At 69.5% G+C, this 15,570-nt stretch carries 11 protein-coding genes; 2 read left to right on the forward strand and 9 right to left on the reverse strand.

Features of this window, described 5'->3' with window-relative positions; all coding sequences use genetic code 11:
- The first annotated feature begins 34 nt into the window (after positions 1–34).
- A complete protein-coding gene (locus BLW41_RS00680) occupies positions 35–1,492 on the forward strand; it encodes an exopolysaccharide biosynthesis polyprenyl glycosylphosphotransferase (RefSeq protein WP_093115304.1) in 1,458 nt (485 codons plus the stop codon).
- Positions 1,493–1,628: 136 nt separating this feature from the next.
- On the opposite strand, the gene BLW41_RS00685 is transcribed toward BLW41_RS00680, so the two are convergent.
- From BLW41_RS00685 to BLW41_RS00700, 4 genes are all read right to left on the reverse strand, one after another.
- Positions 1,629–3,209 (reverse strand): tyrosine-protein kinase domain-containing protein, encoded by a 1,581-nt coding sequence (locus BLW41_RS00685; RefSeq protein ID WP_143038497.1) that lies wholly within the window; start codon positions 3,207–3,209, stop codon positions 1,629–1,631.
- Positions 3,210–3,283: 74 nt separating this feature from the next.
- Positions 3,284–4,615, reverse strand: a complete 1,332-nt coding sequence (locus BLW41_RS00690; protein WP_218138157.1) for an O-antigen ligase family protein — start codon at positions 4,613–4,615, stop codon at positions 3,284–3,286.
- Positions 4,616–4,731: 116 nt separating this feature from the next.
- A complete protein-coding gene (locus BLW41_RS00695) occupies positions 4,732–5,907 on the reverse strand; it encodes a glycosyltransferase family 4 protein (RefSeq protein WP_093115309.1) in 1,176 nt (391 codons plus the stop codon).
- Positions 5,908–5,978: 71 nt separating this feature from the next.
- Positions 5,979–7,268, reverse strand: a complete 1,290-nt coding sequence (locus BLW41_RS00700; RefSeq protein WP_093115311.1) for a hypothetical protein — start codon at positions 7,266–7,268, stop codon at positions 5,979–5,981.
- Positions 7,269–7,494: 226 nt separating this feature from the next.
- Between BLW41_RS00700 and BLW41_RS00705 the strand changes: the two genes are divergently transcribed.
- The gene (locus BLW41_RS00705) at positions 7,495–8,787 is read left to right on the forward strand and encodes an oligosaccharide flippase family protein (protein ID WP_177169218.1); all 1,293 of its coding nucleotides are present in this window, start codon (positions 7,495–7,497) and stop codon (positions 8,785–8,787) included.
- Here BLW41_RS00705 and BLW41_RS00710 read toward each other — a convergent pair.
- From BLW41_RS00710 to BLW41_RS00730, 5 genes are all read right to left on the reverse strand, one after another.
- Positions 8,771–9,979, reverse strand: coding sequence for a hypothetical protein (locus BLW41_RS00710; RefSeq protein WP_093115315.1), 1,209 nt, complete (start codon positions 9,977–9,979; stop codon positions 8,771–8,773). The two genes, BLW41_RS00705 and BLW41_RS00710, sit on opposite strands and share 17 nt — an antisense overlap.
- A gap of 103 nt (positions 9,980–10,082) precedes the next feature.
- Positions 10,083–11,276 carry a hypothetical protein gene (locus tag BLW41_RS00715; protein ID WP_143038498.1) on the reverse strand — a complete coding sequence of 398 codons (1,194 nt, stop codon included), beginning with the start codon at positions 11,274–11,276 and terminating at the stop codon, positions 10,083–10,085.
- Between the two features lie 54 nt (positions 11,277–11,330).
- The gene (locus BLW41_RS00720; RefSeq protein WP_143038499.1) at positions 11,331–12,263 is read right to left on the reverse strand and encodes an HAD family acid phosphatase; all 933 of its coding nucleotides are present in this window, start codon (positions 12,261–12,263) and stop codon (positions 11,331–11,333) included.
- Positions 12,260–13,771, reverse strand: a complete 1,512-nt coding sequence (locus BLW41_RS00725) for an alkaline phosphatase family protein (protein WP_093115321.1) — start codon at positions 13,769–13,771, stop codon at positions 12,260–12,262. The genes BLW41_RS00720 and BLW41_RS00725 overlap by 4 nt, the downstream gene beginning before the upstream one ends.
- A gap of 135 nt (positions 13,772–13,906) precedes the next feature.
- Positions 13,907–15,541: an alkaline phosphatase D family protein gene (locus BLW41_RS00730; protein ID WP_093115323.1), complete on the reverse strand. Its 1,635-nt coding sequence runs from the start codon at positions 15,539–15,541 to the stop codon at positions 13,907–13,909.
- Between the last annotated feature and the right edge of the window lie 29 nt (positions 15,542–15,570).

Here is a 15,570-nt window from a genome sequence, read left to right on the forward strand (position 1 = left end):
CACTAGCTGCGTTACGAATGAGAGCGCCCCCACCATGACCGACGCGACCCGCACCCGCAGTCGGGAACGGCACAAGCTCGCCCCCGGTTATCCGGCGCTCGGCCAGCCGCCTCTGCGCCGTGCGCTCGCGCGAACCTCCTTCTATCGCCGGCTGCTGCTCGTCGTCGGGGATGTCGCTGCCGTGCTGATCTGGGTCGGCCTGCTAGCGAGCGTGACCGGCCGCGCACCGACGTTGCCGGTCTGGTTCGCCGGCGCGGGGCTGGTCCCGTTGGTCGCGAAGCTCGCGGGTCTCTACGCCCGCGAACCGCTTGTGCTCAACCACGCGACGCTCGACGAGGTGCCGCGGATCGCCGCCGTCGCGGCCGTGGTGGTGCTGGCGCTGGGCGCGTCGCTCGGCGTGTCATCGGGGGCCCCGGGGCTCGCGGCGGGGGCGGCCCTCGTCGCCAGCGTCGCCGTCGCGCGCTTGGCCGTGCGGCGCGCCGGGCGCGCCTTGACGGCTCCTGAGCGGGTGCTCGTCGTGGGCGACGGACCCGCCTACGCGCTGTTGAAACGCAAGGTGAACGGGGATCCACGACTGAACGTCGCTTTGGTCGGCCGACTCGGGCGGGAGTCCGAGCCGCGCGCGATCGCGGATCGCCGGCTAGGCGCACCCAATGACCTCGAAGCGGTGGCGCTGACGCGACACATCGACCGCGTCGTTTTGGCTCCGGGTGAGTTAGCTGCCGGCGAGCTCGACGATCTTCTGCGCCGCGCACACGCGCTCGGCGTACGGATTTCGCTACTTGCGCCGGTTCCCGCCGCGGCCGGCAGCGCAGCGGTCACCGACGATCTCGGCGGTCAGGTCCTCATCGGTTTGCGCGAGTTCGGGATCGGGCCGTGCGGGCGTGTTGCCAAGCGCCTGTTTGACGTAGCCCTGGCCGGCGCGCTCCTGATCCTGCTGGCGCCCCTCATGGGACTGATCGCGCTGGCTATCAAGTGCAGCTCGCGCGGGCCCGTGCTGTTCCGACAGATCCGCGTCGGCAAAGACGGCAGGCGATTCGAGATCTTCAAGTTCCGCACGATGTTCGAAGGAGCTGATGAGCTCAAGCCTCTGTTGAGCGCCCTCAACCAGGCTGCGCCGCTCTTCAAGATCGCCAACGATCCGCGGACCACTCCGGTCGGGCGGCTGCTCCGGCGTTACTCGCTCGACGAGCTGCCGCAACTTTTCAACGTCCTGCGCGGCGAAATGAGCTTGGTTGGTCCGCGTCCCTTGATCTGCGAAGAGGACCGCCTCTTCAACGGCTGGCAACGCAGTCGCTATGCGGTCGCCCCGGGCATCACTGGGCCCTGGCAGATCCTCGGCTCAAGCCGCGTGCCGCTGAGCGACATGGTCGCGATCGATTACCTGTACTGCGCGAACTGGTCGCTCTGGCAGGACCTGAAGATCTTGCTGCGCACGCTTCGCTACGTGCTGAGCCGGCAAAGCGGCGAGCACATCGGCACTCGCCGCTGACCGCCGTCGCAGGTCGATCGGCACCGGCCGCTGACCGCCGTCGCAGGTTCCGTCAGTGGTCGCGTAGGCCGGGCGCGAGCGTCGAGTAAGGACTGCGGTTTGCGGTCGCGGGTTCCGGCGGCGCGCCGCGGTTATGTCAGCGGTCGCGCAGGCCGGGCGCGAGCGGGCCGCCGGGCGTCCGGCTTCGCCGCAGCGGCGGCGTGCCCTCGGACTCCTCGTCGGCCGAGGCCAGGGTGATCGGCTGCAGCGAGTAGCCGCCGCTGATCGAGCCCCCGTTGGCCACGACGCCGAACACCGGGACGCGCAGTGCTTGGAGCTGACCGGTGAAACGCGCGGCGTCGGCGAGACGCGTCTCGCCGAGCCTCGCGACCGCGACAACGCCGTCGATTCCGCGCACGACCGCCACCGCGTCGGCATAGTGACCAAGCGGCGGCGTGTCGATGACGATCAGGTCGTGACTGCCACGGATCACGTCCAGTACCGGCCCGATCGCCGACGACTGCAGCAGACTCCAGGGATCCGGAGGCGATCCGCCAGCGGTGATCACGTGCAGGCTCCCGCGCCGCTCGTCGAGGCCTTCCAATGACAACGGCGCGACCTGCAGCACGTCGAGCGGCGATGCCTGGCCGCGCAGAACCTGCAGCAGGCCCGGGGCGGCGTGCAACCCGTGACGACGGGCCAGCACCGGTCGCCGCAGATCAGCCTCGACGACCGCAACCCGCAGACCTGAGCGCGCGGCCGCAGCCGCCAAATGCCAGGCGACGGTGCTGCGCCCCTCGTCGCGCCCTTGCGAGCAGATCGCCAGCGCCGATAGCGGACGTCCGTTGGTGAAGCGCAGGTTGGCGTCGAGGACCCGGAACGCCTCCGCCAACTCGGGGTCGAGCAGACCCAGCGGGCCTTCCCGGTTCAATCGACGCGAGAAGGGCAAGGTCGTCAACACGGGCGCTCCGAAAGCCGCCACCACGTCCTCGCTGCGACGCAGCCGTCGGTCCGTTTGCTCGCGCACGAGCGCCAGCCCGCTACCCAGCACCGCCCCGAAGATCAAGCCGAGCAACACCGTCTGGATCGGGTCGCCGGCCTTGCCGGTCGGCACGTAGCCGCGCTGGATCAGGCGCGGCACAGCGTTGTCGCCGGAAGCGAGCAGCTCCAGGCGCTCCAGGTAGCTGGACAGGCGCTGCACCGCTGCCGTCGTGCGTCGGCGCGCCGCTTGGCGCAACTCCGCTCTCACCAAGCGCGCCAGCCGCAGCGCGGCGCGCCGCTCAGCAGCGCCCGCGAGCTCTTGTGCGCTGCGTGCGTAGAGGTTGGCGAGCAGCGCCGCCCGCTCGGGTCGGCGCGCGCGGGCGACGATTGTCACCACGTCGCTGTCGCGACCACCGGTTACGCGGACGTCGGCGAGCACATCCTCGGTCGTCGCCGCGATTCCGCGCCGCCGCAGTGCAGCAGCCGTGTTCTCGGCGACGTCACGCGACTCGACGAGCTGCTCAAAATCCCGCGCCAGCTTGTCGACGTCGGGCGAGGTGGGAGCCAGCCCGTAAGCGTTCTGCTCCGGTCCGATGGTCTGCCGAAAGAGCAGCTTGGCCGTCGACTCGTAGTAGTCGCGATTGGCGATTGCGAACACCGCTGCAGCTATCCCAACGAGCAAGCTGACCACGAACACCAGTGGCCAGCGGCGGCGCAGCACGTCGAGCAATGGGGGCGTCTCGATCGTCGATGACACGGGGGCTACCGTCCGATTAGTCGCTAACGGAGGGGCTATCGCTTCCTTGCGGGTATCCGCAAGCGCAATCCAAACTAGCGCAGCCTCGATCCGTCGGCCAGCGTCCGCCGGTCGACCGTGGCGGCGCGCGCAAGGCGACGGTCGACACCGCCCACAGGTGACCCGAGCGCCCACCCGAGCAGCAAGCCGAGAATCACCCCGTGCACGCCGTAGAAGGTGTCCTGAGCGGTGAGCTGCACCAGGTAGTAGGCAAGAAGCGCGAACGCCCAGGCCCGCAGTTCGCCCTCGTCTTCGCGCAACAGGCGGCTAGCGCGACCGGCGGCCGCCGCGAGGACCATCGCCACCAGACCGAAGCCGATCGGACCGAGTTGGTAGAGCAGCGACAGATAGCCGTTGTCGGGAGCGCGCAGAGGCGTTTCCCCACGCAGACGCGAGGGCTCGCCGGCGCTCCCGACGCCGTGGCCGAGGGGCTTCGTCAGCGACGCTGGCAACTGCTCGACCAGGGTTTGCCGACGCTCGTTCACCGAGCGGTCGCTGCTCGCCGCGCTGATCGTGTGCACCCGCGCGACGACCTCGCGGGCGGCTGGGCTGACCGGGGAGAGCAGCGCGGTCACCGCGACAGCCGTGATTGCGAAACCCGCGACCGCCGGCAACGCCCGGCCGCGCGTGGCAACCACGAACGCGAGCGCCCCGGCGATCAACGCCAGCCACGCCGACCGCACGTAGGTGAGCGCGAGCGCGACCCCGCAGAGCGCCGCGAAGGCCAGCGCGAAAGTTGGGCGTCGCCGCAAAACGAGGGCTGCCAACAGGCCGAAGGCAAGGAGCGGCGCCAGCGTCCCAGGACTGTTGAGGGTCGAAAAGACGCGCAGCGCCCCCTCTCGCTCGACGATGATGCTCCAAAAGCCGCTGAAGTCGAGCCACGCCTGATCCCAGCGCGGTAACCCGGCGATCCGCTGCCACAGCGCATAAAGGGCGATCAGCGGTACCAGCACCAGGACCGCTCGGAAGAGCACGCGGATCGGTTCGTCGCGCGGCAACGTCGCGCCCAGCAGGAGACCCCCACCGAGACCCGACACGTAGGCACCAAAGGCGAACATCGCTGGCAGCGGCGCCTCGGCGAACCCCAGCGGCAGGCCGATCGCGAAAGCCACCCCGATGGCCGTCGCCGCGAGCAGTCCGGGACGCGGTATCCGCGCCCTCGTGAGTTCGATCAAGGCCGCCCCCGCGGTCGCCACGAAGGGAAGCAGCGAGAGCGGATCGTTGGCCAGCTGAACCGTCGTGTAGCCGAGCACGCGGCGGACGCCGGGCACCACGAACCACAGCGCGAGCAGCGCGAACAAGCCGCGCCGTCGGTCGCTCGCGTAGACGGCGAGGACGGCCACCAGCAGCGCGATTGCGCAGGCCACCTGCGGGTACAGCGGCGTTGCGAATGCCACGACCAGTGCCAGGGGGAGCGCGACCAGCAAAAGAAATCGGGGCGTCGACCGGTCTAGCCGAGCCGGCTCGAGCGCGACCGGAGCGCTCAGGCGCGATGCGCGAGATCCCGCCATAGCTCCTCCATCGCAAGCGCTGCCCGCATCCGGTCGAAGCGGCTCGCCGCCGCGCGCGCGCTCCGTCCCATCGCTTCCAGCCGCTCGCGGTCTCGCAGCAGTTCCGCCGCCGCCGCGCTCCACAGCTCCGGCCGGCAGGGAGGCAGCAGCCGCCCGTGTTCGCCGTCGGCGATCAACTCGGGGCCGGCACCTCGTTCGGAAACCAGCGGCGGTGTCCCGCAGGCCATGCTTTCCACGGTAACCAGGCCAAACGGCTCGCACCAGGAGGGCACGAGCGTCAGGTCGGCGGCGGTCAGGATTGCCGGGACGTCGTTGCGCGCGCCGGCGAAGACCACCCTGTCGACGACCCCGAGCTGGGCGACGAGGCGCCGCAGCTGGCGCTCGTAGGCGCGGTTGTCGAAGGCCACCGCTGGCCCCGAGAACGCCACCTCGCCGACCAGCACGAGCTTCGCATCGAAGCCCTCGGCGACCAACCCCGCCAAACAGCGAATCGCCAGATCCTGACCCTTCCAGGGGGTGATCTGAGCGATCTGGACGAGCAGCGCCACCGAGGCATCGGCGCCGAACTCATCGCGAACCCGGCGGGCCCCCGTAGGGTCGGGTCGGAAGCGCTCGAGATCGATGCCGTTGTGGAGATGGACGAGGCGCGCACGACCGCGGGAGCGCCCAAGTGCGGCTTGCAAGCGCTCGCGGGTGTCGCGCGACACCGCGCAGATCGCGTCGGCGCCGCGCGCCAGCAAGCGAGCCACCAGGCGTCCCGAGAGGTTCGCGGGAAAGTGCTCGTGGGCACGCACCACCAGCGGCGTGCGATGCCTGCGGCACCACGGGATCGCCGAGAAAGCGGCGCGCGGCGTGTTGGCGTAAACGAGATGCGGACGAAACCGCTTGGCGATCCGCGCCAACCGCGAGGCCGCTGGCGCGAACGGGACGAGCGATCGGGGGGTCCGCAGCGGATGCAGGCGGAAGCTCAGTTCGAAGGCCGGCAGCGCGGATCGCGGGATACCACGTTCGTCGAGCGCCCTTGCGAGCGGGCCGTCGGGCACTAGCACCAACAGCTCGTGCCGCTCTGCCGCACACTCCAGCAGGTCGAGCAGAGCTCGTTCGGCTCCACTCATCGCCGCCGTGTGGTTGACGAAGAGAACGCGCAAGGTTCGACTCGAAGTCGACCACTAAACCTTGCCGCCGCGGGGGCTCCACCGCGACAGGGGGCGAAACCACCTTACTGCGCACCCCGATTGGCCGCTACGACCACCAGGCGCGGCGAACCGTCGAGCGCAATGCGCAGAGTGCCGGCCTCGAAGCGAGGCGGTCGACCGACAGCACCACTGGTGGGGTCGACAACCGACAGCGGCTTGCCACCGTCGAGCGCCAGCCGCACGCGGAGCACGGGCACGTCGAGACGGCGTTGTCGCAACGGATCCCACAGCGGATCGGTGCGCCAGAGGGCCACCACGGCGCGCCCGTCGCTACGTCGAAGGAGCAGGCTGCGGACCGTCGGTGGTGCGAAAACGTTGGCGCTAATGCTGGCTGAACGCGCGCGACCTTCTTCGCTCCGCGCCGTGCGCACTGTTCGCAGCAGGTTCCGCACCGCAGCGAACGCGGGCTTCGGTGTTAGGTCGTAGCGTAAAAGCCCGTAGTGGCGCTCCGCGTCGCGCCCCGCGGGGTCGGGTAGCTCGTCGACCAGCTCGTACAGGTAGGTGCGCTCGATTCCGTCCTTGAAGAACTCGAGCAGCATCCCCGGCACGTAGGCGGCGGCAACGTCCTCGGGCAGGCCGGGCTGCGAGGACCGCGCACCGAGGGCGTTGTGGAAGCCCGCTTCGGTCGCCCACACCCGCGTTGGCGAGCCGCACACTGGGCGCAGGCGCGCGATCTCGAGGGCGACCCGCGCTGGGTTCGCGGGCAAACCGCCGGGATACGGATGAGCGTTGCAGACGTCGAACCAGTCGGCCAGGAAGCCGGCCGATGCTGGCCCGTCCCAACTTCCGAACGAGGGCCCGACGAACGGCAAGGCACGGAGCTCCGGACGCCCGTCGATCAGCTCCCGCAGGCGCCGCGTGTAGACGCGCAGGCGCTGCTCCCAGCCCTTTGCGCCATCGAAGTGGTCGAGTTCGTTCGGCGCTTCGAGGGCTGCGGCCGCGCCCCGCAGCTCCGTTGCCACCGCCGCCACTAGCTGCTCCGCGCTACCGCCGGCAAACCCCGGTGCGCCCAGCGCGAACAAGAAACGCAGACCGTTTCGACGGGCGCGTTCGATCGCCGACAGGTAGCGCCGGTTCCAATCGCGCCAGCTCGCTGCGGGATTGGCGTAAGCGTCGTCGCGGAGGTTGCGAACGCCGAGTTCGCGGAGCCGCTCCACTAGCTCGGGCCAGCGCGCGTAGGCGGTGTCGAAGTAGGCGACGTGCGTGACCACCCCCACCGAGTCGAGGAACCGCTCGGCACTTGCCACCTGCACCCGCGCCGCCGAGCTCGGATCGGCGAGCGCCAGCGAGAGGCTCAAGGCCAGGAGCAACACGGAAACTCCGCTCGCAAGCGCACGCCACGGCGATCCTCCCACGTCGAGAAGGTCGGCCTGCGGCCGCTCGAACTGCGCTCGCCAGGCGCGGGCTGGACGTTCCGACGAGCCCGCTCTCTCCTCGCTCGCCGCCAGTGAAGAGCTGTCTTAGGGTTTCGGCGGAGTGCCCCCACCCGCCTTTCCTACACCCCGAACCGCGGGCGGCGGTTTGCTTCGGCGCCGCCTGGTGCGCGCCGGCGCGATCACCTACACGTGCTCGGCGCTCTCGCTTTCGGCCAACCTGATCACCGGCATTCTCGCGGCCCGTTTGCTCGGGCCGGAGGGCCGCGGCATCGTCATCGCTCTCGCCTCCGGCGTGCAGCTCTGCGGGTTCCTGTTCGCCGCTGGCGTCGCCCAGAGCCTGTCGTACTACGCGGCACGGGAACCGCAGCGGACGCCGCAACTGGTGGCCGGCTGGCTGGTGATGCTGCTGCCGCTATCAGCACTCGCCGTCGTCGTGACCGAGCTTTTGGTGCCCGTGATCTTCGCCAGCGAGAGCCAAGCGATCGCGATCGGACGCTGGTTTGCACTAGCCGCGGTGCTCGTGATCGGACTCGAGCTGGTCTACGGGATCCTGCTCGGTCGACACGACTACGTCGGCTTCAACCTGGTGCGCGTTGGGCAGCCGGCGCTGACGGCCCTCGGCTACCTGGCGTTGTGGCGCCTCGAGCGGCTCTCGGTAGCGGGAGCGCTCGCCTCCCTGGCCGTCGCGACCGCACTCGTCGTTGCGTTCGGGCTAACGCGCGGGCTGCGCGGAACACGACTGGCCCGGCCGGACGTCGCGGTCGCCGCTCGCTCTCTTTGGTACGGGGTACGCGCCCAGGGCTCGACGGTCGCCGCGAACCTGAGCGCGCGCCTCGACGTCGCCGTGTTGCCCGCCTTCGTGAGCGCCGCAGCAGTCGGGCTCTACTCGGTCGCTACCAACGTCTCCCTGATCGTCTACCAGGTGGCGAGCACCTTCGCTGCGGTCGTGTTGCCGGCCGCCGCCGCCGATCAAGCTGGTCGCGCACGGGCGAAAGTGGTGCTCTCGGCCTGGGCGACGCTGTCGGTGTGCGGTTTGGCTGCGCTGGCGCTTGCGATCGTTGGCGAACCGCTGCTCGGTCTCGTCTACGGCGACGCCTTCCGACCGGCGATCGAACCCTTGCGACTACTGCTTCCGGGCGCCGTGCTGTTCGCCGTCGCCTCGATCGTGGCGTCAGGACTTGGCGCCGAGGGGCGGCCGTTCGCGGCGACGCTCGCACACGTCCTGGGAGCGATCGTCATGGCTGTCGGTCTCGCCCTGTTCGCGCCCAGCGGCGGAACCACGGCGGCGGCCCTCGTCTCGACAGCCTCCTACGCGACCGTGTTTTCCGTTGTGTTGTGGTGGTATGCGCGGGTTACCGCACTGCCGGCGGCCGAGCTGGTACCGACACCACGGCGCCTGCGCGCACGCCTGCGGGCACTGACCACGCTGCCAGCTGGCACTAGCGGGAGACGTTAGGTCGACGCGGACGCGGTAGCGGGACACACGACCCGTCGCTGCGACGGGCGCAGCCGGCCAGCGCGCGCGCTACCGCCACGTACGCCCGGAAGGCCGGTTTGCGCACGAAGCGGCGGCGCCCGTTCCAGGCGAGCAGCCCCGTGTAGTCGAAGATGTTCTGACGATCCCGGTAGCGCGTGATCCACGAGTACCAGTACACCCGTCGCACGCCGATACGGCGGTCACGAACAGCTCGGACGAGCAAGCGATGCACGACTAGCAGCCGCTTGACGACGCCGCGGTCGTCGGTCACGACCTCGCGGGCGTAGCGCGGGACACGGGCGCGCCCCTTGGCCGCCGGCCAGCCGACCTCGGTAGCCCACAGCCCCTTGCGACCGTCGCCATGGCGACGCATGACCGCTCGGAAGAGGCGCAAGGCGCGCACCACGTTGGCCGGTTTGCCGGTGTACGTCTGCACCGCGCCGACGTCGAACAGCCCCCGCACTCCCGCGTCGTAGAGCGCGCTGAGCTGGTTCCAGGAGTCGTTGGTCAGTCCTGCCAACACCACACGCGCCGAGCGATCGGCACCGTGCACGGCCGCGCTGGCGGCGCGCAAGAGAGCCACGTAACCGTTCGGAAACGCGTAACGGCGGAACTCACGACGGTCGGGAACCGTCCATTGGTAGGGCAGATGTGGCTCGTTCCAGATCTGCCAGTAGCGCAGCGGCACGTACGGCAGCTCGCGGTGCTCGCGCCAAAAGCTGCCGCGCGGACCGTAGCGGCGCACGAGCGCCGCCACGAAATCCGCGTACGTTTGAGGGTCCTTCGGCGGCGCGGCGACGGTGTCGGCGATACGTGCCCAGCGCGGCGCGTACATCACGATCGGCACGAGCTCGATGCGCGTCCGGGCAGCCCGCGCCACCACCCGATCGAGCGCAGTGAAATCGATCGGCCCGTCCGCTTCGGGCTGGGCGAGCGACCAGTTGAAGACGAGGCGCGCAGTCTCCACACCAGCGCGACTCATCAGGTTCCAGGCGGCGTCTTGAGTCGGTTGAGGGGCGGCCTCGATGCCGTCGCCCCAAAACATCCCGAGGAACCGCGGTGGCACCTGCCTTGCGGCCCCCGCGGTCGCGGCCGTTGCCGCCGTAACGAGCAGCAGCAGCGCGCCGACCGCGGCAACCCGCATCGCTTGCTTAATTGCGAACACGCGCATCCCTGCTCACCGCTGTCGAGATCGTGCACACCCTGCGCTGACGCCCCCGCTGCTCCCTAACTAACACCGGCAGCGGCCCGCCGATGCGCCGCGCCCGTGAGCGCTAAAGCCTACGGCCAGTCAGCTCCCGTGCAACCGTACGGTAGGCAGCGAGCGCCGGCATCGGCTCGAAGCGCCAATCCGGCTCGATCCGCAAAAGGCCGCTGTAGTCGAAGATCCAATCGGGCGCTCGGTAGGCACTCGACCACTCGTACCAGTACACGCGGCCGAGGCGGATCTGGGGATCGCGCACCGCCCGGGCGGCAAGCCGGTAGAGCTCGCGCAGCTGCTTGGCCATGCCGCTGTCGGTGGTCACAAACGGACTCTGCCCGCGCGGGTAACGAGCCCGCCCGCGTGCTGCGGGCCACGAGGTTTCGGTGATCCAGAGCGCACGCCGGGAATCGCGGTAGCGACGCATCGTCGCCCGCATGTTCTCGAGCACCACCAGCAGGTTCTTGGGTTTACCGGTGAACGTCTGGCTAGCGACGACGTCGAAGCAGCCCCGCCCGCCGGCGCGGTAAATCTGCGCGAGGTATCGCCAAGCGTCCTCGGTCAGTCCGGCGAGCACCACGGTCGCCCCGCGGTCGGCGCGCTTGATCGCCTTGTAGGCGCCGCACAGAACCCGCACGTAACCCTGCGGAAAGCGCTGGCGCGACGCTTCCGGGTCGGATCGCGCTACGTCCCAGTTGTTGCGGTAGTGCGGCTCGTTCCAGATCTGCCACTGCCGCACAGGGCGTCGCGGCAACTCCGGATGTTCGCTCCAGAAGCTGCCCTTCGGGCCGTAGCGCGCGATCAGTTGTCGCATGAAGGCCGCAAGCGTGGAGGGATCACGGGGCGGCGCGCTTGGTCGCGTGGTGAGCCGCGCCCACGTCGGCGCCGGGTAGATCACAGCCAAGAGGTCGAGGCCGTTGACGGCCGCGCGCGCGACGACCGCGTCGATCCGTGTCCAGTCCGCGGGCGCTTCGCGCCACGGCTGCGCCTCGGCCCAGTTGAAAACGGTGCGCACGCTCTCGACTCCGGACCTCGCCATCAACCGCCACTGCTCGTCCTGCAAGGTGGGCGGCGCATCGATCGCCGTGTTTCCCCAATAGACGCCCATGAAGTGCGGTGGGACACGCCGCCCGGCCGCCCACGCTGAGGCCGCTGCGCTGGCCGCGAGCGCCAACACCGCTACCGCCGTGCCGGCTACCCGCAGCCAGCGCCGGCCTACGCAGGCGCGAATAAGCGTCGGTCGAAGATGGGGCTGGGGGCTGTGCATCCGTGCTCGTGGGGCTCTCGAGCTCTTTTTTACCAGCGCGCCGGGGGCGCTAGCTCAGTTGGGAATGAAGTAGAAGGGGTTCGGATACTTGAAGGAGCGGTCCGCGTGACCCCCGGCGAGATCGGACACTTGGTCGCCGACGTTGGCGAGGATGTCGAACCCTTGGCGCTCGAGCTCGGCCCGCACGCCGGACTTGAACTTCGCGGTCGGTTCGTTCATCGGCTTGTAGAAGGCGCCGTCCCAGTTCGAGTAGCCAACGCGCCGGAGGTTGTCCTCCCGAACTTGCTTGAGCTCAGGCGGGGTGCCCGTCACAAAGAACACCGCCAGTCCTGCGCTCTTGGCGTAGCGGAACAGCTCGAGAGTCGGTTGGATCGCTTCACCCCCGAGCAGCGCGCCCTGGGCGACCCCGAGCTGGGAGAAGCCCGTCGCTTCCAGATAGCGATAGTTGGAAAGGCTCGTTTCGTCGATGTCGAGCACCAGCGCCGGACGCCCCGACAACCCGCGCGGGCGCAACAAGCGCAGGCGGCACGAGCGCACCCGCCGATAGAGGCGCTCACCGGTGCGCGGGTGACGCACGGATGTCGCGACGTAGCGCGTCGAGCACTCGCGGTCGGTGCGCGCCGGTCGGCGCGCCTCCGCCAGGCGCGCGGCTATGTAGTCGCGTGCCGCCCGCGCCACCGAAGCGAGGTCTTGCTCGTAGCGTCCCGAATCGTGATAGTCACGCAGGCGCGGCAGGAACTCCGCGGGGGCCGCCCCGAAGGTGCCCGTCGCCGGCAGCACCGGTAAACCGAGTGCCGTCGGGCGCTCCCCAAAGATCGTCGTGCCACCGAGCTCATAGGGCACCACCTCGGCAGCGGCGCGGGCCGGCGCGACGACGCCCGCCAGCGCAACCGCCAGCATCGCGGTCGCCAGGTAGGTCACCAAGGAAAAACGCCTGCCAGCTTGCATTTCGCGACCCCCGCAGAGCTTGCCGTGCCCGACCATCATCGCGCCCTTCCCAAAGACGCGCGTAAGCGGTCCTGGAGCTTCGTCGGCTCGCGGAAGATGTCGCTCGGCCGCGCCGGCCGGTAGTCGAAACCGACACGCTCGAGCCAGCCGGAGCGAACCAGATCCATCACCGGGTGATGCTGCTCGGCGCCGCTCGGCAACGCCGTCGCAACGGCGCACGGGCGCGAAACGACTTGCGGCGGGTCGGGCAACGCCGGCGGCTCTAGCCGTGGACGATGTCGCCAGTCGAAGGCGTGCGCGATGTTGCGCGCCTTCGCGTCGCGCACGGTCAGCGGCTTGAGACCGAAGCGGTACTCGATCATCTTGAGGATCGACTCGAAGCCGTAGACGTCGTGCGCGACGTGTCCGCGACGCACCCACGGCGAGATCACAACCGCCGGAATCCGGATCCCCATCTGCCCGAAGTCCTGTGCCGGATCCGCCGAAGCGCGCGCATCCGGTACCCGCGGCGGCGCTACGTGATCGAAGAAGCCGCCCCACTCGTCGTAGACGATGAACAGCGCCCCGCGCCGCCAGTGCGGCGAGGAAATGAACGCGTGAACGACGTCAGCCATGAACGCTTGACCGGTTCGCACGTCGCCGTGTGGATGCTCGTCGCCGGAGATACCCGGCTCCTCGCCGACCGCTCCCCCGAAGTTCGGATCGACGAACGACACGCGTGGCAGGGTGCCGCTCGCGCAACGGGCGTAGTACTCCGCGATCGGGGCCGAAATCGCCAATCCGCGGGCGCCCCAGAGCGCCGTCACGGGCACGTCGGAGTAGAAGTAGCGGTGCGAGACGCCGGCGCGCTCGAGCGCGTACCAAATCGTCGTCTCCCACGGGAAACCGGTCGGGTAGCCGGCTTGCGGCGGGATGCTGTTGTCCTTCAGCCCATAGGACTGGGCGGCATGCATGTACTCGCGGTTCGGGAAGGTGGGACCGAGCAGCGAGCAGAAGAAGCGGTCGAACACGGTGAACGCCTTCGCCGCGTCATGGATGAAGCCGAGCTCGCCCTCCCGGTAGTAGGAGATCGCGAACACGTCGTTCTCACCGGAGCGCAGGAAGCCGTCCATGCGCCCGCCATTGACCTGGACACGACCGCCGTCCCAGGAGTGATCGGGATCCGGGTGACCGCAACCTTGCCAGTCCGGGGCGAGCGGTCGCGTCGGTACGAGCCGTCCCTCGCGGTCGGGGTATAGGAGACCCGCCTGCCGCCCATCGGCTTTCGGAAGCCAGCCGAGATAGTGGTCGAAGGAGCGGTTCTCCATCATCAAAACGACGAACGTGTCGACCGGCATGTTCCGCGGGGAGGGCAATCCTCTACGGCGCTCTCGCCGCGCGGCTTCGGCGATCAGTTGATCAGGCGAAAGCGTTAGCGCCGCCGAGGCCGCGACACCAGCGGCTACCGCAGTCCTCGCGAGAAACTCCCGGCGCCGCAAGTACTCCTGCGGCTGCTCCGCGAACAGCTGCTCGTCGCGCTCGTTGCGCGGACGCTCGTACTTATCCACGCTTCACCCCCTGCCCTTCGCTGCCGATCCTCGTCTGCGCGACCGCATGTTGAAAGGACCGGCACGGGCGATTGTAAACGCGCCGTTGCCGCGCTAGTGGAGGTCACGCGAGGCGCCGCGAGTTAGCCGCGGCGATCACCGGCGCACAACGAACGGTCCGCAGGGCTTGCCGTCCTCCTCCCGTAGCGGCCGACCGCGGTCGTCCTTCGGCACGATCCGCAACTCGCGCGCACCGACCGACACTTCGCCGTAGGAGAAGCGATCGATCACCGAGCAGCGCATGCCGACGCCGTTCGGCGGTGGCGGCTCGAAGAACACGTCATCGACAAGTCGCCCCGCATTCGGGCGACCGACTGCGGTGTCGATCTCGAGGCCGAAGTTGGCGGTCGCCGCCGGCCCGACCGTCACCTCCAGCAAGCCGCTCGGTTGCGGACCACCGGACTCAAGCGTGCGATACCGGACATCGCCGGCCAACACCGCATGGACGTCGGTGGTGATCACAACCGTTCCCGGCACGCGCGCTATCTCCCGCAGCAATGCGCGCCGCTCGGCCTCATAACCCTCCCAGCGGTCGTAAGGAAGCGCGTAGAACTGCTGCATCGGGACCTCGTTGACGATCACCTTGAAGCGCGCGGTCGAGCGACGTAGGTCGCGCAGGAACTGCTCGCGCTGAGCGCGACCGAGCATCGTGCGCTGGGGCGAGCGAATGGTGTCAAGACAACGCTGCGCGACCGGCGCGGCGAGCGACGGAACGAGCGCCGCGAACAGCGCTCGCTTGTCGGCGGGCGCCGTCGGCGCGAGGTCGGGTGCGCCCGTTTGCGGGTTGTCGCAAACGCCACCGGCCGACGCCTTCGCCGAGCGGAACGAGCGCTCGTCGAGGAAGAACAACTCGAGGTTGCGCCCCCACCGCACCGACCGGTAGATGCCGAGCCGGCGCGAGTAAGCGACGGGAGCGTAATCGCGGAACGCCCGCAGCCCCCGTTGGTAGAGCAGGCGACCGTCGATCTGCACACCGTTGGAGAAGGAGCGTTCGAAGGGCGAGAAGTCGTTGACGAACTCGTGGTCGTCCCAGTGCGAGAAAAGCGCCGCGGTCGCGCGTAGACGCCGGAGCGGCGCCTGCGCCAGGTTGCGCCGGTACTTAGCCCACTTCTGCGCGACGGTGAGCGCGATCGGCCGCAGCGCACCGGGCACTTCGCTGTCCGAGTAGATCGTGTCGCCGAGCGCGATGTTGAAGTCGTTGCGCTCCCGCGCCATCGCCGAGAAGATGCGTAAGTCGTTCCAGTAAGGCCGTGTCTGGCCGGGCGTAGCGGTGGCGTCGAAGTCGCCGGTCCAGGCGAAACGCACGGTCTTCGCAGCAGCGCGCGACGGCGCAGTCACGAAGGTGCCGAGGGGGCTCCGCGAGCGACCCGCGCGAAAGCGGTACCAGTAGCGAGTACCGGGATTAAGTCCGCGCACGGTCACCTGAGCGGTGAAGTCGTGGGCCGAAGTGGCGCGCACCAGGCGGATGCGTCGCGCGCGGCGTAGGGCACGATCACGAGCCACGACGAGCTCGAGCAAAGCTTGGCGATCGACACGCGTCCACAGCGTTACGCGATCGGTCCGCGGCTCGCCGGCTGCGACGCCCGCCGTGAAGCGAGCGGCGTCGACCGCTGTCAACGCGGCCGGGCGCGCACCGCTACCGCCCGCCAGCGCGAAACCCGCTGGGACGACAACCGCCCCGCTTGCGAGCAGACTGGCCAACAGCACTGAAGGGCGGCGGTCTCGAGTCATGGGCCGACGCTAACGCTCGACGCGGCGAC

The organism is Thermoleophilum album (genome assembly GCF_900108055.1).
Lineage (GTDB): Bacteria > Actinomycetota > Thermoleophilia > Solirubrobacterales > Thermoleophilaceae > Thermoleophilum > Thermoleophilum album.

Coding starts and splice junctions, on each gene's coding strand:
- BLW41_RS00720 (WP_143038499.1), bottom strand. CDS start 12,263: ATGATGGTCGGGCACGGCAAGCTCTGCGGGGGTCGCGAAATGCAAGCT.
- BLW41_RS00730 (WP_093115323.1), bottom strand. CDS start 15,541: ATGACTCGAGACCGCCGCCCTTCAGTGCTGTTGGCCAGTCTGCTCGCA.
- BLW41_RS00710 (WP_093115315.1), bottom strand. CDS start 9,979: ATGCGCGTGTTCGCAATTAAGCAAGCGATGCGGGTTGCCGCGGTCGGC.
- BLW41_RS00680 (WP_093115304.1), top strand. CDS start 35: ATGACCGACGCGACCCGCACCCGCAGTCGGGAACGGCACAAGCTCGCC.
- BLW41_RS00715 (WP_143038498.1), bottom strand. CDS start 11,276: ATGCACAGCCCCCAGCCCCATCTTCGACCGACGCTTATTCGCGCCTGC.